This window comes from Nitrospirillum pindoramense, from assembly GCF_007827955.1.
GTDB classification, from domain to species: Bacteria; Pseudomonadota; Alphaproteobacteria; order Azospirillales; family Azospirillaceae; genus Nitrospirillum; species Nitrospirillum amazonense_B.
This window is the reverse complement of the sequence record NZ_VITR01000004.1, coordinates 113,004-131,375: the sequence shown is the minus strand read 5'-3', so window position 1 is coordinate 131,375 and position 18,372 is coordinate 113,004. Positions and strand designations below refer to the sequence as shown.

The 18,372-nt window shown below is 67.7% G+C and carries 19 protein-coding genes; 6 read left to right on the top strand and 13 right to left on the bottom strand.

Features of this window, described 5'->3' with window-relative positions; genetic code table 11:
- Positions 1-45: 45 nt before the first annotated feature.
- Positions 46-984 (bottom strand): aspartate carbamoyltransferase catalytic subunit, encoded by a 939-nt coding sequence (locus FBZ90_RS07820; RefSeq protein ID WP_004272168.1) that lies wholly within the window; start codon positions 982-984, stop codon positions 46-48.
- Positions 985-1,530: 546 nt separating this feature from the next.
- On the opposite strand from FBZ90_RS07820, the gene FBZ90_RS07815 reads away from it, so the two are divergent.
- Positions 1,531-2,589, top strand: a complete 1,059-nt coding sequence (locus FBZ90_RS07815) for a hypothetical protein (RefSeq protein WP_145730731.1) — start codon at positions 1,531-1,533, stop codon at positions 2,587-2,589.
- Between the two features lie 45 nt (positions 2,590-2,634).
- On the opposite strand, the gene gor is transcribed toward FBZ90_RS07815, so the two are convergent.
- Positions 2,635-3,999, bottom strand: a complete 1,365-nt coding sequence (gene gor / locus FBZ90_RS07810; RefSeq protein ID WP_145730729.1) for a glutathione-disulfide reductase — start codon at positions 3,997-3,999, stop codon at positions 2,635-2,637.
- Between the two features lie 179 nt (positions 4,000-4,178).
- Between gor and FBZ90_RS07805 the strand changes: the two genes are divergently transcribed.
- Genes FBZ90_RS07805 through FBZ90_RS07795 form a run of 3 tightly spaced genes read left to right on the top strand, consistent with a single transcriptional unit; the run spans position 4,179 to position 7,317 of the window.
- Positions 4,179-5,279: a branched-chain amino acid ABC transporter substrate-binding protein gene (locus FBZ90_RS07805; protein WP_145730727.1), complete on the top strand. Its 1,101-nt coding sequence runs from the start codon at positions 4,179-4,181 to the stop codon at positions 5,277-5,279.
- 39 nt (positions 5,280-5,318) lie between these two features.
- Positions 5,319-6,431 carry a branched-chain amino acid ABC transporter substrate-binding protein gene (locus FBZ90_RS07800; RefSeq protein ID WP_145730725.1) on the top strand — a complete coding sequence of 371 codons (1,113 nt, stop codon included), beginning with the start codon at positions 5,319-5,321 and terminating at the stop codon, positions 6,429-6,431.
- Between the two features lie 19 nt (positions 6,432-6,450).
- A complete protein-coding gene (locus FBZ90_RS07795) occupies positions 6,451-7,317 on the top strand; it encodes a serine hydrolase domain-containing protein (protein WP_246130238.1) in 867 nt (288 codons plus the stop codon).
- A gap of 51 nt (positions 7,318-7,368) precedes the next feature.
- Here the strand turns inward: FBZ90_RS07795 and FBZ90_RS07790 are convergent, their stop codons facing one another.
- Entirely contained in the window at positions 7,369-7,977 is a 609-nt protein-coding gene (locus tag FBZ90_RS07790; RefSeq protein ID WP_246130213.1) for an SCO family protein, read from the bottom strand.
- A 307-nt stretch (positions 7,978-8,284) separates the two neighbouring features.
- Between FBZ90_RS07790 and FBZ90_RS07785 the strand changes: the two genes are divergently transcribed.
- Positions 8,285-8,749, top strand: a complete 465-nt coding sequence (locus FBZ90_RS07785) for a HEAT repeat domain-containing protein (RefSeq protein WP_186455660.1) — start codon at positions 8,285-8,287, stop codon at positions 8,747-8,749.
- A 25-nt stretch (positions 8,750-8,774) separates the two neighbouring features.
- Here FBZ90_RS07785 and FBZ90_RS07780 read toward each other — a convergent pair whose 3' ends face one another.
- On the bottom strand, positions 8,775-9,065 hold the full coding sequence (locus FBZ90_RS07780) for a DUF1330 domain-containing protein (RefSeq protein ID WP_145730704.1): 291 nt from the start codon (positions 9,063-9,065) through the stop codon (positions 8,775-8,777).
- A gap of 66 nt (positions 9,066-9,131) precedes the next feature.
- Between FBZ90_RS07780 and FBZ90_RS07775 the strand changes: the two genes are divergently transcribed.
- Positions 9,132-9,611 (top strand): MarR family winged helix-turn-helix transcriptional regulator, encoded by a 480-nt coding sequence (locus FBZ90_RS07775; protein ID WP_145730702.1) that lies wholly within the window; start codon positions 9,132-9,134, stop codon positions 9,609-9,611.
- 10 nt (positions 9,612-9,621) lie between these two features.
- Here the strand turns inward: FBZ90_RS07775 and scpB are convergent, their stop codons facing one another.
- The 9 genes from scpB to dgt all read right to left on the bottom strand — a co-directional run bounded on the left by scpB (position 9,622) and on the right by dgt (position 18,256).
- Entirely contained in the window at positions 9,622-10,275 is a 654-nt protein-coding gene (scpB, locus tag FBZ90_RS07770; RefSeq protein ID WP_420872588.1) for an SMC-Scp complex subunit ScpB, read from the bottom strand.
- On the bottom strand, positions 10,272-11,138 hold the full coding sequence (locus tag FBZ90_RS07765) for a segregation and condensation protein A (protein WP_145730700.1): 867 nt from the start codon (positions 11,136-11,138) through the stop codon (positions 10,272-10,274). The genes scpB and FBZ90_RS07765 overlap by 4 nt, the downstream gene beginning before the upstream one ends.
- The gene (locus tag FBZ90_RS07760) at positions 11,138-11,830 is read right to left on the bottom strand and encodes a site-2 protease family protein (RefSeq protein ID WP_145730698.1); all 693 of its coding nucleotides are present in this window, start codon (positions 11,828-11,830) and stop codon (positions 11,138-11,140) included. Before FBZ90_RS07760 ends, FBZ90_RS07765 begins: the two co-directional genes overlap by 1 nt.
- A 4-nt stretch (positions 11,831-11,834) precedes the next feature.
- Positions 11,835-12,872 carry a beta-N-acetylhexosaminidase gene (nagZ, locus tag FBZ90_RS07755; protein ID WP_145730695.1) on the bottom strand — a complete coding sequence of 346 codons (1,038 nt, stop codon included), beginning with the start codon at positions 12,870-12,872 and terminating at the stop codon, positions 11,835-11,837.
- 13 nt (positions 12,873-12,885) lie between these two features.
- Positions 12,886-13,869, bottom strand: coding sequence for an SPOR domain-containing protein (locus tag FBZ90_RS07750; RefSeq protein ID WP_145730693.1), 984 nt, complete (start codon positions 13,867-13,869; stop codon positions 12,886-12,888).
- A 4-nt stretch (positions 13,870-13,873) separates the two neighbouring features.
- A complete protein-coding gene (gene argS, locus FBZ90_RS07745; RefSeq protein ID WP_145730691.1) occupies positions 13,874-15,628 on the bottom strand; it encodes an arginine--tRNA ligase in 1,755 nt (584 codons plus the stop codon).
- Positions 15,629-15,861: 233 nt separating this feature from the next.
- Entirely contained in the window at positions 15,862-16,095 is a 234-nt protein-coding gene (locus tag FBZ90_RS07740; RefSeq protein WP_145730689.1) for a hypothetical protein, read from the bottom strand.
- A 177-nt stretch (positions 16,096-16,272) separates the two neighbouring features.
- Positions 16,273-16,854, bottom strand: a complete 582-nt coding sequence (locus tag FBZ90_RS07735; RefSeq protein ID WP_145730687.1) for a DUF805 domain-containing protein — start codon at positions 16,852-16,854, stop codon at positions 16,273-16,275.
- 64 nt (positions 16,855-16,918) lie between these two features.
- On the bottom strand, positions 16,919-18,256 hold the full coding sequence (gene dgt / locus FBZ90_RS07730) for a dGTP triphosphohydrolase (protein ID WP_246130212.1): 1,338 nt from the start codon (positions 18,254-18,256) through the stop codon (positions 16,919-16,921).
- Positions 18,257-18,372 lie beyond the last annotated feature (116 nt).

Below are 18,372 nucleotides of genomic sequence, written 5' to 3'. Positions count from 1 at the left end.
CGGAAGAGCGAGAGCGTTAAGGCGGGGCGGAGACGGGCTGGCGCGTCAGGCCGGGTCGTTGCGGCCATGCTGGGTCAGGAGATCAAGGCAGGCCATGCGCACGGCCACGCCCAACTCCACCTGCTGCAGGATGACGCTGCGGTTGATGTCGTCGGCCACCAGGCTGTCGATCTCCACGCCGCGGTTCATGGGGCCGGGGTGCATGATCAAGGCGTCCGGCTTGGCCGCCGCCAGCTTCTCATAATCCAGACCGAAGAAGCGGTAGTATTCCCGTACCGAGGGCACGAACTGGCCCTGCATGCGCTCCAACTGAAGACGCAGCATCATGACGATGTCGGCGTCCTTCAGGCCCGTGGCCATGTCGTGGTGCACCTCCACGCTCAGCTCACCAATGGCGCGGGGCAGCAGGGTGGGCGGCGCCACCACGCGCACGCGGGCGCCCATGATGTTCAACAGCTGGATATTGGACCGCGCGACGCGGCTGTGCAGGATGTCGCCGCAGATGGTGACGGTCAGCCCGTCCAGGCGCCCCTTGTTGCGGCGGATGGTCAGAGCGTCCAGCAGGGCCTGGGTCGGATGCTCGTGCGCGCCGTCGCCGCCGGAGATGACGGCGCAGTTGACCTTGTCGGCCAACAGCTTCACCGCCCCCGACTCCGGATGGCGCACCACCAGCACGTCCAGGTGCATGGCGTTCAGGGTGGTGGCGGTATCCAGCAGGGTCTCGCCCTTCTTCACGCTGGAGCCGTCGACCGACATGTTGATGGCATCGCCGCCCAGCCGCTTGGCCGCCAGCTCGAAGCTGGTGCGGGTGCGGGTGGAGTTCTCGAAGAAAAGGTTCACCACCGTCTTGCCGCGCAGCACGTCCGACTTCTTGTTGGGGCTGCGGTTCTGTTCGACGTAGGTGTCGGCCAGATCAAGGATGGTGTTGATCTGGGCCTGGCTCAGGCCTTCGATGCCAAGCAGGTGCCGGTGCGGAAAGCGCATGGGATCCCTAGGGCGGTCAGAGGGGACGGATCGCCTCCCGCACGGGGGACGCCGCCGTATCGGGGCCGGACTATGGCCCCGCCGCCGCCAGCAGGCAAGGACCGGATGGCTGCCCGGCGATGCGCGCAGACCCCTCTCCGGCGATCCTTGGACATCCCGGTGTCGCCGATGATTCCATCAATTAATTTTCACGCCATCATAAAAAATGACAAATTCTGACATCATTAATGTTGGATTTTATCTAAATTCGATCGCACATGCCTAATATACTGGAAACTATAACCACTTCCCGGCGGGAGCATCAGTTAAGCCTTTACTCCTATCCAAAGGAAATTATACTTTTCGGTAGTTAGGCCAGGCAGCGCCCAACGCCATCACCACGACTTCCGCAGAACACAGGCGGAGAGGTTTGTGGTTTTCTAGGACGACTCCATGCCGCCTGCAGTCCAGGATGCGCCCCAGAGGGCTAAGCATGCGGGCAGGACTTCGTCCTCCACCTCGACGCCCATGCGCCCCGTCCTTCTGGCACCACCGCGTGCGGATGGCATGTCACACGCCGCCGCCGACGGGCATATCCACGACACCAGCGCCTGGTCGGACGAAACCGACGCCCTGCACCTGTTGCCCTTGCATCTTCTTCCCCTGTCCGTCAGCGGCCTGAAGCGGGCCCGCCTGGTGAAGACGGCGCGCCTGGAAACGATGGTCGAGCTGTTCCGGGATGCCCGCGCCGGCACCGGCCTGATCCAGATTGAAGGGCTGGGCCGCGAATTCACCGCAGACAAGACCGCGCTGGAACGCGACATGGCGCTGCTGCTGAAGCTGGGGGCCATCGCGTCCTTCGACGTCTATTCCCTGCGTATCGAGTTGCGCGCGCTGGGCATCGCCGTGGATGAGCATCAGCATCTGGTGCTGTCGCCGGAAAAGCAGGAAGAGCTGACCCATTACATGCAGGGCTTCACCCGCCCCCTCCTCCGCCGTGTCTATGGTGAGCAGGCGGCTCGGGTGGAAAACATGGGCGACCTGACGGCCTTGCTGTCCAGCCCCGACCGGGAAGAGACGCTGGCCAACCTGCGCCACATCGCCGGCCGGCTGGGCCTGAAACTGACCGAGATCCCGGAGTTCCTGGCGCAGTATGGCGACATCTTCCTGTCCATCGCCTATTTCCGCAGTTGCCGTGACGGCGCCCACGCCCTGCTGCAGGAGTTGGGGCGCTGGCTGGCGGACCTCAGGCGCACCCCGTTGGTGCAGACCGACAGCGCCGCCGTGCGGCTGATCACCACAGTGGACACCAGCCTGGACGCCATCATGGCCCAGTTGGAGGGATGCTTCCGCAGTTTCGACCGCATGACGCAGCAGTTGTGGGATGACCTTTCCGCCGAGGGCTTCCAGGCCATGCGCCAGGAGATCGAGGCGCACCATACCGGGGTTGGCGCCCTATGCTGCGGCCTGGCGGTGAAGCTGGGCGGCTGGAAACGCGCCTTCCCCACCGCCGGCCGGGGCGCCCCGGGGCAGAAAATGGACTGGCTGCGCCAGGAAATGATGCCTGGCCTGGCGGATCTGGTCGAGATCGGGCTGAAGGCGAATCGACGCACCCCGGCGGCCTGACGAACGACCGCCGGTGGACTGGCTTATGGATCGCGGCGCGTCACATCACGCCGGATCCGGCACCTTCGTCCGCAGGGTCACGAACTCCTCCGCCGCCGTGGGGTGCAGGCCGATGGTGCTGTCGAACACCGCCTTGGTGGCGCCGGCGTTCATGGCCACGGCCACGCCCTGGATCATTTCCGGCGTGTCGTCACCCACCAGATGGCAGCCCACCACCCGGTCGCTGGCCCGGTCCACCACCAGCTTCATCAGCATGCGCTGATCGCGGCCGGAGAGGGTGTGCCGCATGGGCTTGAAGTTGGTGCGGTAGATGTCGACCGCCGGATAAACCGCGCGCGCCTGCGCCTCCGTCATGCCGCAGGTGGCGACGGGGGGGATGGAGAACACGGCGGTGGGGATGTTGAGATAGTTCACGCTGCGCGGCTTGTTGCCGAACAGGGTGTCGGCCAGCACGTGCCCCTCGGCCGTCGCCACCGGGGTCAGGTTCACACGGTCGGTCACGTCGCCCAGGGCATAGATGTTGGGCACGGTGGTGCGGTACTGTTCGTCCACCTTGATGGCGCCGCGCTCGTCGAGATCCACGCCCACGCGCTCCAGCCCCAGGCCGCGCACGTTGGGCCGGCGGCCGGTGGCGTAGAGCACGGCGTCCAGGTCCAGCGTCGTGCCGTCCGACAGGGTGGCCCGCAGGCAGCCGCCGGCCTTTTCCAGGCGCTCGATGGTGGTGCGGGGCCGCAACTCGACGCCGGCCTTGGCCGTCTCGGCATCCAGGAAGTCGCGCACGTCCTCATCGAAACCGCGCAGCAGCTTGTCGCCCCGGTAGATCTGCACGGTGCGGGAGCCCAGGCCGTTGAACACGCCGGCGAACTCCGTAGCGATGTAGCCGGCGCCGACGATGGCGATGTGTTCTGGCCGCTTTTCCAGGTGGAACACCTCGTTGGAGGTGATGGCATAGTCGCGCACGCCGGGCTTCTCCGGCAGCTCCGGCCAGCCGCCGGTGGCGATCAGGATGCGCTCCGCCGTGACGCGCTTGCCGCCCACATCCACCGTGTGCTCATCCACGATGGTGGCGCGCGCCTCGAAGATGGTCGCGCCGGCGTTCTCCAACAAACGGCGGTAGATGCCGTTGAGGCGCGTGATCTCCGCGTCCTTGTTTGTGATCAGGCGCTTCCAGTCATGGTCCTTGGCCTCCACGTCCCAGCCATAGCCGGCCGCGTCCTGGAAGCCGGCCGAATACTGGGCGGCGTAGACCAGGAACTTCTTGGGCACGCAACCGACGTTGACGCAGGTGCCCCCCAGGTACCGTTCCTCCGCGACGCCCACGCGCGCGCCATGGCCAGCCGCGATTCGGCTGGCGCGCACCCCGCCGGAGCCGGCGCCGATGGTGAAAAGGTCGTAATCATAGGCGGCCATGGCCGAATTTCCTGTGGTGGCTTGTGGGGATAGGACGAACGGGTGTGCCCAGATGTCGTATCTTTTCCCCTTCGGCGCAAGGGACGGCGTCTCGCTGGAATTGTCGTGCCGGACGCATGTTACCTTGTTGGTGAACAGGAGGGCGGGTGACCGCCGGCGGCGACTATGGGGGTTCGGATATGATCCGTATGACGGGCGGCATCGCGGTCATGGTGGCGGCGGGGTTGGCGGCGGGTGCCGCGCACGCCGAGATCAAGCTGGGCCTGGGCGCCCCCTTGACCGGCCCCAACGCCGTGGTGGGGGAGCAGCTGCGCCGGGGCAGCGAGCAGGCGATCAAGGACATCAATGCCAAGGGCGGCGTGCTGGGCGAGCAGATCGTGCTGATCCAGGCCGATGACGCCAGCAACCCCAGCCAGGGCGTGGCCGCGGCCAACAAGCTGATCACCCAGGGGGTGGCGGCCGTCATCGGCCATTACAACTCCGCCGTCTCCATCGCCGCCGCCAAGGTCTATTCCGAGGAGGGCGTGGTTCAGATCTCCCCCGGCTCGACCAATCCGCAACTGACGGAGATGGGCAGCCACACCACCTTCCGCACCTGCGGGCGCGACGACCAGCAGGGCGACGTGGCGGCCCAGTACATCGCCAAGAATTTCCCCAAGGCCCGCATCGGCATCCTGCAGGATCAGACCACCTATGGCCGGGGCCTGGCCGACGCCACCCGCGCCTCCCTGGCCAAGCTGGGCCTGAAAGAGGTGGTGTATGAAGCGGTGACGGTGGGCGACCGCGACATGTCCTCCGTCATCACCCGCATGAAGGACGCGCAGGTCGATTTCGTCTATTTCGGCGGCCTGCACACCGAGGCCGGCCTCCTGGTGCGCCAGATGGCGGAAAAGGGCATGAAGGCCAAGTTCATGGCCGGCGACGGCATCGTCTCCAACGAGTTCTGGAACATCACCGGCGCCACCGGCAACGGCGTGTTGAACACCTTCGGCGCCGACTATCGCCAGCAGCCCGTGGCGGCCGAGGTTGTGAAAAGCTTCCGCGCCCAGAACTATGAGCCCGAGGCCTATACCCTCTATTCCTACGCCGCCGTGCAGGCCTGGGCCCAGGCGGCGACGCAGGCCAAGAGCACGGACCCGGCCAAGGTGGCGGACGCCCTGCACAAGGGGAGCTTCCAGACGGTGATCGGGCCCCTCTCCTTCAATGCAAAAGGAGATCGCACCACTGCCGATTACACAGTTTACCAATGGCGCGACGGATCCTATACCGAGATCAAATAGTGTGAATTAGCCTCCCCTCGGTTCAGGAATCACAGTTCGATGCGTGTCCCCTTCTTCGCGCGTGCCGCCGTCCTCGCCCTGCCCTTGCTGTCGATCAGCCTGCCCGCCTTCGCGGACATCAAGATCGGCGTGGGTGTCCCCCTCAGCGGTCGCCTGGCGGCGGTGGGCACCCAGCTGCGCCGGGGCGCGGACCAGGCCGTGGCCGACATCAACGCCAAGGGTGGCGTGCTGGGGCAGAAGCTGGTGGTGGACGCGGTGGATGATGGCGGTGAGCCCACGCAGTCCGTCGCCGCCGCCAACCGCCTGGTGACGGACCGCGTCGCCATGGTCATGGGCCACATGACCACCGGCACCACGATGCCGGCGGCCCAGGTCTATGCCGATGAGGGCGTCATCGTCATCACCCCCAGTTCCACCAGTCCAGAACTGACCGCCCAGGGCTGGGACACGCTGTTCCGCACCTGCGGCCGCGACGACCAGCAGGGCCAAGTCATCGGCGCCTACCTAGCCGACCACTACAAGGGCGGCAAGATCGCCATCGTCGACGACCAGACCACCTACGGCAAGGGCCTGGCCGACGCCGTGCGCGCCACGCTGAAGGCCCGCGGCGTGCCTGTGGCCCTGAACGGCACGCTGACCGCCGGCGAGAAGGACTTCAGCAGCATGGTCACCCGCCTGAAGTCGGCAGACGTGGACGCCGTGTTCTACGGCGGCTTGTACCCGGAGGCGGGCCTGCTGGTGCGCCAGTCGCGCACCGCCGGCCTGAAGGCCGCTTTCCTGGCCGGCGACACCCTGGCCAGCGATGAGTTCTGGACCACCGCCGGCGCCATGGGCGAAGGGGTGATGATGGCCTACAACGCCGACGTGCGGCAGAGCCCCGCCGCCAAGGAAGCGCTGGACAGCTTCCGCAAGAACGGTGGGGAGCCCAACATCTTCTCGCTCTACTCCTACGCCGCCGTCCAGGTCTGGGCCCAGGCCGCCGCCAAGGCCGGCAGCACCGACCCCAAGAAGGTGGCCGCCGTGCTGCACAGCGGCCAGGAGTTCATGACCGCCGTCGGGCCCGTGTCCTACGACGCCAAGGGCGACCGCAAGCAGAACGACTACGTCATCTACGCCTGGCACAACGGCGCCTACGCCCCGCTGGCGAAGTAGTTAGGAACGACCGGTGGAAATGACCCTGGAGTCGGTGGCGCTTATTGACGAAGACGGAACCGTCACGGTTAATGGCGTTGTCGATCCGGTCCCGTGGTGGAGCGTCACCAAAACAGTCCTGGCGATCGCGGCCATGCGCCTTGTCGAGGATGGGGCGCTTTCCCTCGATGGGCCAATCACTGGCGAGTCCTTCACCTTGGCGCAGCTTTTGCGGCACGAGGCCGGGCTTCCCGACTATGGCGGCGTGGCCCGCTATCATGAGGATGTCCGCGCGGGAAAATCACCATGGCCGGTCGGGCGTCTTCTCCAGGCCTTGGACACGCGACGGTTACGCTATGAACCCGGAAAAGGCTGGGCGTATTCCAATATCGGCTATCTCAAGGTGCGGGAGCTGATCGAAACCGCGACCGGCCTGTCTCTGGCGGGCGCGCTGGATCGGCTGGTGTTCACCCCGGCGGGACTGACAACGGCGGGGGTCGCCACCCAGCCCGAGGACCTGCGCGGCGTTCAGATGGGCCCGGACGGGGAGGGATATCATCCGGGCTGGGTCTATCACGGCCTGGTGACCGGAACCGCCGCCGACGCCGCCCGACTGTTCCAACGCTTGGTGACGGGCAAGGTGCTGCAACCCGCCACGTTCACCTCCATGCTTGACCGTCGCGCCTTGCCGGAACACCGGAATGAGACCTTTCCGGACCCCGCTTACGGGTTGGGCCTCATGCTGAACGCCGTTTCGCCGCTGGATCATCCCATCGGCCATCGGGGTGCGGGTCCCGGCAGCACCATCGCCGTCTACGCGCACGGCCAACGGGTATGCGCGATCTGGCACGCATCCGCCGAAAATCCCGACAGGGTGGTCGAGAGGGTGTTCCAGCGATTGGCTTGAGGGGAAAATCTCCATCCCCGCCAGCAGCCAATTGCCAAGAACTTTTTCCTGTCAGTTCACCGCCACCGGCAGCCCCAGCGCATGGCGCACCTTGCCCTCCGCCGTGGCGGGCGGCTCGAAGGGGTTGATGGTGCTTTTCAGATGTCCGTCCGGCCCCATCAGGAAAATGGCGGCGTTGTGGTCCATGCCGTAGTCGGCGGGATGGGCGTCGGCGGCCAGGGGCGTGCCATCCGCCGCGACCTTGCGGTATAGCACCTTGTAGCTCGCGGCGGCCTGCGCCACCTGCGCCGGCGTGCCGGTCAGGGCCACGATATGCGGGTTGAAGTTGGCCATGTAGTCCTTCAACACCGCCACCGTGTCCCGCGCCGGATCCACGGTGATGAACAGGCCCTGCACGCGGTCGGCGTCCGGCCCCAGCGCGTCCAGGATGACGCTCATCGACGCGAGGCCGGTGGGGCAGACGTCCGGGCAATTGGTGTAGCCGAACATGACCATCAGCGTCTTGCCGGCATAGGTCTTGTCCGTTACCGCCCGGCCATCCTGGTCGGTCAGGGCGAAGGGACCGCCGATACTGGCCAGCGTGGGAACCGCCGGGTCCGGGGAGGCTGTCAGCGACCGCCCCACAATACCCCAGACCCCCAGCACGACGGCCGCCAGCACTAGGCCGGGACCGATCCAACGCGTCCAATTCGGCCACCGTGACAAGGACCGATGGCGGGGCGGCGCGGCTTTCGGGGGCTTCACGGGCCGGGGCATGGGCGGGCTCTTGGATGTTTCCTTCAGTGAACCATAGGGAACCCCGCCGTGTCCTGGGTCAAGAGCCTGACCGTCGCGGACGGGCGGAACCACAGGCGACGGGGCCGCAGCCTTTACAATATCCCGTGGCCGGACTATGCCACCGGCGAGACGGATGGTGCGGCCGACCGCACCCCAAAAAAAATACGCCCCCACGACAAGGATGCGCAGGATGGCCAAGGATTACATGCCCCCGTCGGATTTCCTGCGGGACCTGATCGATGAGGATGTCGAGATCGAGGCGGACGACACGGCCACGGTCAAGCGCCTGCTGTCCTTCTTCAAGGACGCTGACGCCGCGAACCGCGATTGGGCCGTCTTCCTGCTGGGCCAATCGGAGGTCGACACCAAGGCCTTGCGCGACGCCCTGGTCGGCGCCCTGAACGATGAGGACGACAGCGTGCGCGCCGAAGCCCTGGTGGCCCTGGCCCAGCGCGACGGCGACCTGGCCCGCCCCCATGTGCTGGAGGCGCTGAGCGCCGAGGGCATCTATCCCACCGTGTTCGAGGCGGCGGCGCTGTGCGCCCACCCCGACCTGATCAAGCCCCTGCGCGGCTGGCTGAAGGCCACCGGCGACAAGGAGGTGGACCAGATGGTGGCGGAGGCCGTGGCGGCGTGCGAGGCGAGCGCGAAGTAAAGGCTAGCCCGCGGCGAACAGGGGATCAGGCGGTCTCGACGACGAACATCGTCGCCTGCTGGGCTTCCCGGCGATCCGCCTTGATCGGAGCGTAGGCCTCGGAATCGTAGAACGCCAGCGCCTGGGCCAGCGTCGGAAACTCCAGCACGCCCGCCATCGGCAAGGGCAGGTCATCACCCTCAAGCACCTGCGCGACGCGGCCGAAGTACAGGATCCGTCCGCCAGCCTCCTGCAAGGCGGCCTGGAAACGGGGGGCGAGCGCCGCCTGCTTGGCGGGGTCGATAATCCGCAGATTGATGTGCACGTAGGCCGGCATGACATTTCCTTTAATAATGCATATACACTATATGGCGCACATCATGATGTACAGGGGCCAGCGGAGATGAGCGGATTTGATCCCCACGCCTTTCGCACCATCGCTGCGGAATGTCCAGGCTTCCAGGCTCGGGCAACCGCGCGGGCGATCACGCGCTATCACAACGCCTGCTTCAGGCCGCTGGGGCTGACGGCCGAGCAATTCAGCCTGATGGTGGGAATAGGCGCGACCGAGGGCGCCACATTGGTCGAACTCGCGCTTAGCGCGGGGGTGGACACGACAACGCTCAGCCGCAATATCCAAAACCTGGAAAAGCGCGGGTGGGTCTGCGCCGACGGCGGGCGGGGCCGTGCGGGAAAGCGGCTCAGCCTGACGGTTCTGGGACGTAATTTGCTGGCGGACGCCATCCCGGTATGGAGGCAGGCCCAAGCGGAGTTGGCGCGGCGCCTGGGGGATGGCGACCTTCAATGGGCGAGACGGGCCTTGTCAGCCTTGGCCATAGCGGCAGAGCCCTCGTCGCCCGGCGTCCTTGAGGACGCAGAGTAACCCCCCTGTCCTAATCCTCCGCGCTGTCTTCCACCGCCCGGGGCAGCGCCGCGTCGTCGCCGCGCGAGAACAGGGTGGTGATGGCCGGGCGGGCATCCAGCAAGCCGGCGGCGCGCAGATCGTCCACGCCTGGCAGGTCGCGCAACGATTCCAAACCGAAATGATCCAGGAAGGCTGGCGTGGTCAGCCAAGTCAGCGGCCGGCCCGGCGTCTCGCGCCGGCGGCCCGGCTTGATCCAGCCCGCTTCCATCAGGATGTCCAGGGTGCCCTTGCTGGTGGCGACACCGCGGATGCTCTCGATCTCCGCCCGCGTCACCGGCTGGTGATAGGCGATGATGGACAGCGTCTCCACGGCGGCGCGCGACAGGCGCGAGGTCACCTCGGTTTCCCGCTGCAGCAGGGGGGCCAGATCCGGCGCGGTGCGGAACGCCCAGCGGCCGGCCGCCGCCATCAGGTGCACGCCACGATGGCTGTAGTGGGCCTGCAGCTCATCCAGGATGCCGCGCAGGTCAGCCTCCGGCCCCAGCCGGGCGGCCAGGGCGGCCTCCTCCACCGGCTCGGCGGAGGCGAACAGCACCGCTTCGACCAGGCGCATCTGCTCGGCCCGGCGGTCGAAGCCCTCCTCCTGGTCCGCAGGCGCCTCGGTAACGGTGTCGACGGTCATGGCTCTTTATCCGTGCTCTGGGCCGGCTGGGGTGGCGGATCAGTCCGCCGGACGTACAGGGGACCGAAGGTGCCGTCCTGCCGCACCTCCAACTGGCCGGCCTTGGCCAGTTCCAGCGTGGCGACGAAGGTCGCGGCCAAGGCGGACCGGGCCTTCAGCTTGTCCTCCCGGCTGGTGCCGCCGCGCCAGTCGGGCGGCAGGAAGCGGTCCAGGCGCGTCCAGTCCGGCAGCCGGCCCAACATGGCCTCCACCCGGCGGATGGCGTCCTCGATGGTGAACAGGTCCACCGGCGGCAGATGCAGGGGCCCGGTCTTCTGCTGGCGGCGCTTGATGTCGCCATAGGCGCGCAGCAGATCGTACAGCGTCACCTCGGTCACCCGCCGCTCGAACACCGGCAGGTCCTCCGGCGCCCCTCGGGGGAAGACGTCGCGGCCCAGGCGCGGCCGGGCCATCAGGCGGGCGGCGGCGGTCTGCATGGCCTCCAGCCGCTGGAGCTGGAAGGCCAGGGCCTGGGCCAGTTCCTCGCCCGTCGGCTCTTCCGTTTCCGGCGTGGGCAGCAGCAGGCGGGACTTGAGATAGGCCAGCCAGGCGGCGGTCACCAGGTAGTCGGCCGCCACCTCCAGCCGCAGGCGATGCGCCTCCTCCACGAAGGCCAGGTATTGCTCGGCCAGGGCCAGGATGGAAATGCGGGTGAGGTCGACCTTCTGGTCGCGCGCCAGGGTCAGCAGCAGATCGATGGGGCCTTCGAACTCCCCCAGGTCGACCAGCAGCGCCGGCTCCCCCTCCCCCGCCAAGTCAAGGGCGGGAGCCTCCTTCTGGTCCTGATCGGGCCAATCCGGATCGGGGCCCTGGGGCTCAGCCATCAATTCAGTCCCGTCACCGTGGCGATCACGTTCCACAGGGCCGTGGTCGGCCACCGCACCAGCCACATGTAGGGGTCGTACGCCGACAGCCCCATCTTATTCAGAAGGTAGGGCAGCAGGAAGAACATCGTCAGCAGGATCATGTTGCCCCGCACCTCCTGCGCCGCGAACCATTGCGCCTGGCGGTAGGGCAGCATCTGTTCCAGCACCTTGCCGCCGTCCAGCGACGGGAAGGGCAGCATGTTCAATACGCCCAGCATCAGGTTGATCTGGATGCCGGCCACGAAGTTCTGCCCCACCCAATCGGCGACGGAGGCGGGCAGCAGGAACACGGTGTGCAGCAGCAGGGCGAACAGGATGGCCAGCAGGAAGTTCATGCCCGGCCCCGACAGGGACACCAGGGCCATATCCCGGCGGGGACGGCGCAGCCGGCTTTGCACCACCGGCACGGGCTTGGCCCAGCCGAAGACGAAGCCGGTGAACAGGAACAGCGTGGCCGGGATCAGGATGGTCCCGAACGGGTCGATATGCTTGCTGGGGTTGAAGCTGACCCGGCCCTGGGAATAGGCGGTGTCGTCGCCCAGCTTCCAGGCCACCCAGGCGTGGGCAGCCTCGTGCAGGGTGATGGCCAGGACCATGGGGATGGCCATCACGGAAAGGCGAACGATCAGTTCCTGAATGGAGGTGTCCAAGGGGTCAGTCCCAATTGCCGGCAAGGTCGATAAGGCGGGCGCGCCAGGCGGCGATGGTGGCCGCGTCGGCGTCGGTGTCCTGGTGGGGCCGCAGGGCCTGCGCCCGGGCCCAGCGTTCCTGCGCCTGGGCCGTCAGGGGGGGCACAACGGCGGCGACGGCGGCCATGTCCTCCACCGTGCCGTTGCAGTGCAGGGCCACGTCGCAGCAGCCGTCGGCCACCACGGCGGCAGCGCGTTCCGGGCGGGTGCCGGACAGCGCCTGCATGTCCAGGTCATCGCTGAACAGCAGGCCGTCGAAGCCGATCCTCTCCCGCACGATCTTGGTGATGACCAGGGCCGAGGTGCTGGAGGGATGCCGGGCGTCCACGGCGGTGAACAGGATGTGGGCCACCATGCCCGCCGGCAGATGGGCCAAGGCCTTGAAGGGCGCGAAGTCGACCGCGTCCAGCGTCGCCAGATCCGCCGTCACCGTCGGCAGCTCCTTATGGCTGTCGGCCAGCGCCCGGCCGTGGCCGGGCAAATGCTTCACGATGGGCAGGACACCGCCCGCCAGCAATCCCTCCGCCTGCGCCCCGGCCAGCAGGGCGACGCGCGCCGGGTCGTGCCCAAAGGCGCGGTCCCCAATGACGTCATGCGCGCCCGCCTGGGGCACGTCGGCCACGGGGGCGCAATCCATGTCGATGCCCAGCGGCGCCAGCATGGCGGCCAGAAGCCGGCCGTGCAGCCAAGCCGCCTCCTTGGCCAGCCCGTCATCGGCGATGGCGCCGATCCGCCCCGCCGGCGGCAGGGACGGCCAGTGCGGCGGGCGCAGGCGGGCCACCCTCCCGCCTTCCTGGTCGATCATGATGGGCGCGTCCGGCCGGCCGACGCTGTCGCGCAGCGCGGCGGTCAGGGCGGCCACCTGCTCCGGCGTCTCGCAGTTGCGCCGGAACAGGATGAAGCCCAGGGGATTGGCCGCCGCGAACAGCGCGCGCTCCGCCTCGGTCAGGACGGGACCGGCGCAGCCGAAGATGACGGCCGCCGGGACAGGGGAGTTGGTCATTGCAGGCACCGCCTTAATGAACGGGGATGCAGCCGTCCTTGGCCGCCTTGACCGCCTCGCAGATGCGCTTGGCCTGGGCCTCGTCCACGGGCCCCGACTGAACCCGGTAGTAGATGCCCTTGGCGCCCAGGTCGGCCTTGACCAAGCGCAGGCTGAGGCCGCCCAGCACGGCGGCGTGCTTGCGCTGGATGCGCTGCATCTCCGCCTCCGCCTGCGGTTCGGAGGGGATGGAAGCGAATTGCAGCTTGATCGTTCCGCCGCCTGAAGCGGCCGGGGCCGGCACCGGCGGGGCGACGGGCTTTTCCACCGGCTTGGGCGCCGGGGCCGGCGGGGCCGCGACCACGGGCTTGGGCGTCGGCTGCTGGGGGGCCGGCTGCTGGGGGGCCGGCTGGGGCTGCGGCACCAGGGGGGTAGGCGCGTTGGCAGCGGGCGTAACGGCAGGCGGCGTGGTGGCCGGTGCCTGGGCGGTCTGCTGCGGCGCCGCCGGCCTGGTGCCTGCGGCCGTCGGGGGCAGCACGGTGGGCGGCACCGATGCCGTGGCCGGCGGCGGCGTCACCGCCGGGGCCGGCGTCTGGGCGGGCGCGGCGGCGGCCTGCTGCGGCGCCGGCTGGCTGGGCGGCGGTGCCGTCGGCCGTTCCATGGGCGCTTCCGGCGGGGGCAACAGGCGCTCCACACCCGGGTCGGTCTTGTCGGCGCGGAGACGGTCGTAGATCAGGCGGTCCTGGTTGGGCACGTCCATCCCGCCCGGCGTCTCCGGCTTCACCTTCGTCGGCCCGGGATCGGCGTGGATGATGGGGGCGACCGCCTCCGTCCCCGCCCGCTGGCCCTGGGTGTAGACGAAGTAGATCAGCCCGCCGAAGCTGCCGACGGCCGCCAGGACGACGGCCAGGCTGAGAAACCCGCGCCGCCGGGGGGGCGGCTGGCGCCGCCCCTGCCAGTCATAGCCGGGATCGTAGTCGTAGTCGGGGTCGCCGTGACGGTCGTGCATGTCGCTCATGGGATCAGCGCAACTCCTCGGCCGGCACCACGCCCATGATGGCGAGGCCGGACGCGATGACCAGGGACACCGCCGTCACCAGGGCCAGACGGGCGCGGGTCAGGGCGTCGTCGCCCTCGATGATGAAGCGCAGGGTGGCGTCGTCCTTGCCCTGGTTCCAGAAGCCATGGAAGGCGGCGGCCAGGTCCTGCAGGTAGTAGGCGACGCGGTGCGGCTCATGCGCCTCCGCCGCCGACTCCACCGTACGCGGCCAGTTCAGCATCAGGCGGATGAGGTCGACCTCCGCCGTGGAGGCCAGGCCGTCGAAGGACACGCCGGCCAGGGCGCCGGCCGACAGGTCCCAGTCGGGATGCAGGCTGGCAGCCTGGCGCAGGACGGAGCAGCAGCGGGCGTGGGCGTACTGCACATAGAAGACGGGGTTGTCCTTGGACTGCTCCGTCACCTTGGCGTAGTCGAACTCCAGCGTCTGGTCGTTGCGGCGGGTCAGCATGATGAAGCGCACCACGTCGCGGCCCACGGCGTCCATGACGTCGCGCAGGGTGACGAAGGTGCCGGCCCGCTTGGACATCTTCACCGGCTCGCCATTCTGCAGCAGGTGCACCAGCTGGCACAGCTTCACGTCCAGCGCGGCCTTGCCGTCGGAGATGGCCTTGGTGGCTGCCGCCATGCGCTTCACATAGCCACCGTGGTCGGCCCCCCACACGTCGATCAGGACGGGGCAGCCGCGCCGGTACTTGTCGTAGTGATAGGCGATGTCGTTGGCGAAATAGGTCCACGACCCGTCGGACTTCTTCAGCGGGCGGTCGACGTCGTCACCGAACTGCGTGGCCTTGAACAGGGTCTGGGGCCGCGGCTCCCAGTCATCGGGCTTCTTGCCCTTGGGCGGCTCCAGCACGCCGACATAGATCAGGCCGGCATCCTCCAGCGCCTTGAACGCCTGGTCCACGGCACCGCTGTCCACCAGCGCGCGCTCGCTGCTGAACAAATCATGGTGGATGTTGAGGGAGGCCAAATCCTCCTTGATGCCGGCCATCATCTGGTCGATGGCGAAGGCACGCACCGGGGCCAGCCACTCCTCCTCCGGCAGGTCGCGCCACTTGGCGCCGTCCCGCTGGGCCAGGGCCTGGCCCACATCCTTCAGGTATTCGCCCGGATACATGCCGGCCGGGATCTCGATGCCCGTCTCGCCCAGCGCCTCGCGGTAGCGCAGGTGGGTGGAGCGGGCCAGGACATCCACCTGGGCGCCGGCGTCGTTGATGTAATACTCACGCGTGACGTCATAGCCGGCCTTTTCCAGCAGGGCGGCCAGAGCGTCACCCACCACCGCGCCGCGGGCGTGCGCCGCGTGCAGCGGGCCGGTGGGGTTGGCGGAGACGTACTCCACGTTCACGCGGGTGCCGTTGCCGACGGTGCTGGCGCCGAAGCCCACGCCGGCGGCCAGGATATCGGCCATGCGGGCGCGCCAGTAGCTGGCCGCCACGCGCAGGTTGACGAAGCCGGGGCCGGCGATGGTGACCTCGGTCACGTCCGGCAGGGCGCGCAGGTGGGGGGCCAGCGCCTCCGCGATGGCGCGGGGCGGCTTGCCCGCCGGCTTGGCCAGCACCATGGCGGCGTTGGTGGAGATGTCGCCATGCGCCGCCTCGCGCGGCGGCTCCACCGTCACGCGGGAGAGGTCCAGCCCGGCGGGAATGCCGCCTTCGGCCGCCAGGGCCTCCAGCGCGCGGCGGACCAGGGCTTCGAATTCCTTGTAGACGTTCATGGCGTTAGAACCGGCAAATCCAAATAGGGACACGTTCGCCGGCCATGGTGACCGGCGGCGGCGCACCTTACAAGGTTCCAGTCGCCCAGGTCATCCGTGGAGTTTTCATCCGTGAAGTTTCATGAACGCGCGAAGGCGGGGCTATCCTCGCCCAAAGAGGTTCGCGGTCGGTCCAAAGCGCCGTGGGCGGCAGGTATTGAACCGTCCGTCCACGGCGGCCTCTACGGCGTGCCTCAGCCCTTCAGCGTGAAAACGGCCATCGCCGGCAGGGCGAAGGCGCAGACGACCTTGTAATCGGGCTTACCGCCCGGGCCGGTGATCTCATAGTGGCTGCCCACCTCGACACCCATGGGCGCCAAGGCGAAAACAGTCACATTGTTGGCCACAACCGCCGCAGCGGCACCGGCACCGTTATAAACCGCGCCGTCGATGCCCTTGACCTGAGCGGGCGCAAAGAAATTCATCATGACAGCCTCCGTTGAAGATCGCGGCGCCCCCGAACCGCCAACGGGGACCGCCTGGTTGATTGCAACCTTCAGTTATCATGAGCCCATATATGAGTCTATAAATTGTTTTTGCAGCGCAGCAATACAGTCAAAAAGGGAAGATCGCGACCATCGCGCCCCGCCTTTGGCGTTAACCGTTCAGGCCAGCGGGTCTCCGCCAAAGCGGTTCTCGCCCGACGTTCCCCTGATGAAGCCCAATTCCGCCAGCAGCCACAAATTGCCGACAATCGGGATCAGGCTGATCAGGAGAAACCATCCGCTACGGTTGCGGTCATGGCAGCGCTTGACCTGCACGGCAATTCCGGGCCACAGGCTCAGCAGTGTCACCAGCACCAGCAGCACGCCGGCCACGGGGCTGAGACCGGAGCCGGCCCCATTCCCCACGGCGGCGTTGGTATCGGCCGTCAGGATCCCCAGGTATCCGACGGCGCAATACAGAACCGTCAGTGGCAACTGGTACTTCAGCCAGAATTCCTTGCGGGAGACGCGGCCGTTCAGCGACAGCAGGAACCAGGCCCAGGTGAAGGGCGGTCGCTGTTGCGCGAGAACATAGACGTCGTGCGCGCGCTCACCCGCCTGAACGAAATCGACCTGCATGCCGACCGCCGGCTCTCGCCCGTCGCGCCAATCGGCCCGGGTGAAATCATACCGCAGCCCGTCATGGCCGGTGATGGCGCCGGTGAACGTCACGGCGTCGTAACCCAGTACCCTGCCCCGCATTCAACCCCCTTCGTGCAACCACTGGAGACTATCCCTCCGAGGTAGCATAGATGAGGCGCAGGCACTATCCCGCGATCAATTGCGCCTGGCGGATGGCGAAGCGGTCGGTCATGCCGGCGACGTAGTCCAACAGGCCGCGCACCCAATCGGCCCGCGCATACGGCAGTTGCCGCGACTCCGGCATGGTCTCCAACAGGGAGGCCCAGCGGCGGGGCAGCTTGGCGCCGGGGCCCAGCTTCTCCCGGTCCAGCAGCGCCTCGCCATAGGCGTCCAACAGCGTGGTGATGGTGCGGGCGGCGATGATGTCGGTCTCGCAACGCTGCTGGCCGCGATAGATGCGCTCGTGGCTGACCTGTTCGATGTGGCGCAGGGCCTGGGCCCGTTCCGACAGCGTCAGCAGCGGCTTGCAGAACTCCCCCGCCATCAGGCTGGGCAGGCGCTCCAGGAAAATCTCCGCCGCGTCGCGCACCAGGCGGTCGATGGCCTGGGCGCGCAGGAAGATCAGCTTCCGGTCCTCATCCTCCAGCGTCTTGTAGTCCGCTTCCCAGTCCTTGGTGTTGTCGTCGCGGATGAAGGCCAGCAACAGATCCTCGGCATGCTCGAAACTCAGCATGCGCATCTTGGCCGCGTCCTCGATGTCCACGACGTGGTAGCAGGCGTCGTCCGCCGCCTCCACCAGATAGGCCAGGGGGTGACGGCACCAGGCGCCCGGCCCCGTCTCCACCAGCCCCACCTCGGCCGCGACCTCGGCGAACACCGCCTGCTCGCTTTCGAAATAGCCGTACTTGCGCTTGTGCGGACGCCGCACCGGGCCGCCCGGAACCTCCACGCCCCAGGGGTACTTGGCGCCAGCCGCCAGCGTCGCCGCCGTCAGTTGCAGCCCGCCCACGCCGCGCCAACCCTGCAACCGGGTCAGTACGCGGAAGCCCTGAGCGTTCGCCTCGAACTTGCACAGTTCGGCCTGCTCCACATCGCTCAGCCCCTCGCGGATGCGGCGGCCGATGGCGCTGTCGGCGAACCAATCGGAAATCACATCCTCACCCGTGTGGGCGAAACAAGGCGTGCCGACGTCATGGGCCAGGGAGGCGGCGGCCACGACATGGCCGATGTCGGCCGGGGTGGCCTTCAAGGGATAGGCGATGCTGCCCAGGATGGCCGGCCCCACCCACATGCCCAGCGACCGGCCCACCCGCGCCGCCTCCATGGAGTGGGTCAGGCGGGAGCGCACATAATCCGACCCGCCGATGCCGTGCACCTGCTGCTTGTCCGCCAGGCGGCGGAAGCTGGTGGTGAAGGTGATGCGGTCGATGTCGATCTCATAGGCGCTGCGGTGCGGCAGTTCCGCATCGGCCGTCTTCTTGGCCAAGCGCTTGCGCGACAGCAGGCTGTTCCAGTTCATCATCGCCGCATACCTCATGCCAGACCGGTGCGGGCGCCGAATGATTCCCGTCCTTTGACGGAACCGTTTGGAGCGCCTACATACTATGGGCGTTACAGAGGAACGCGCCCCCTGTCCAG

Excerpts from the sequence above, each read along its gene's own strand:
- FBZ90_RS07820 (WP_004272168.1), bottom strand. The coding sequence starts at position 984 with ATGCGCTTTCCGCACCGGCACCTGCTTGGCATCGAAGGCCTGAGCCAG.
- FBZ90_RS07815 (WP_145730731.1), top strand. The coding sequence starts at position 1,531 with ATGTCACACGCCGCCGCCGACGGGCATATCCACGACACCAGCGCCTGG.
- gor (WP_145730729.1), bottom strand. The coding sequence starts at position 3,999 with ATGGCCGCCTATGATTACGACCTTTTCACCATCGGCGCCGGCTCCGGC.
- FBZ90_RS07805 (WP_145730727.1), top strand. The coding sequence starts at position 4,179 with ATGATCCGTATGACGGGCGGCATCGCGGTCATGGTGGCGGCGGGGTTG.
- FBZ90_RS07800 (WP_145730725.1), top strand. The coding sequence starts at position 5,319 with ATGCGTGTCCCCTTCTTCGCGCGTGCCGCCGTCCTCGCCCTGCCCTTG.
- FBZ90_RS07795 (WP_246130238.1), top strand. The coding sequence starts at position 6,451 with ATGACCCTGGAGTCGGTGGCGCTTATTGACGAAGACGGAACCGTCACG.
- FBZ90_RS07785 (WP_186455660.1), top strand. The coding sequence starts at position 8,285 with ATGGCCAAGGATTACATGCCCCCGTCGGATTTCCTGCGGGACCTGATC.
- FBZ90_RS07780 (WP_145730704.1), bottom strand. The coding sequence starts at position 9,065 with ATGCCGGCCTACGTGCACATCAATCTGCGGATTATCGACCCCGCCAAG.
- FBZ90_RS07775 (WP_145730702.1), top strand. The coding sequence starts at position 9,132 with ATGAGCGGATTTGATCCCCACGCCTTTCGCACCATCGCTGCGGAATGT.
- scpB (WP_420872588.1), bottom strand. The coding sequence starts at position 10,275 with ATGACCGTCGACACCGTTACCGAGGCGCCTGCGGACCAGGAGGAGGGC.
- FBZ90_RS07765 (WP_145730700.1), bottom strand. The coding sequence starts at position 11,138 with ATGGCTGAGCCCCAGGGCCCCGATCCGGATTGGCCCGATCAGGACCAG.
- nagZ (WP_145730695.1), bottom strand. The coding sequence starts at position 12,872 with ATGACCAACTCCCCTGTCCCGGCGGCCGTCATCTTCGGCTGCGCCGGT.
- FBZ90_RS07750 (WP_145730693.1), bottom strand. The coding sequence starts at position 13,869 with ATGAGCGACATGCACGACCGTCACGGCGACCCCGACTACGACTACGAT.
- argS (WP_145730691.1), bottom strand. The coding sequence starts at position 15,628 with ATGAACGTCTACAAGGAATTCGAAGCCCTGGTCCGCCGCGCGCTGGAG.
- FBZ90_RS07740 (WP_145730689.1), bottom strand. The coding sequence starts at position 16,095 with ATGATGAATTTCTTTGCGCCCGCTCAGGTCAAGGGCATCGACGGCGCG.
- FBZ90_RS07735 (WP_145730687.1), bottom strand. The coding sequence starts at position 16,854 with ATGCGGGGCAGGGTACTGGGTTACGACGCCGTGACGTTCACCGGCGCC.
- dgt (WP_246130212.1), bottom strand. The coding sequence starts at position 18,256 with ATGATGAACTGGAACAGCCTGCTGTCGCGCAAGCGCTTGGCCAAGAAG.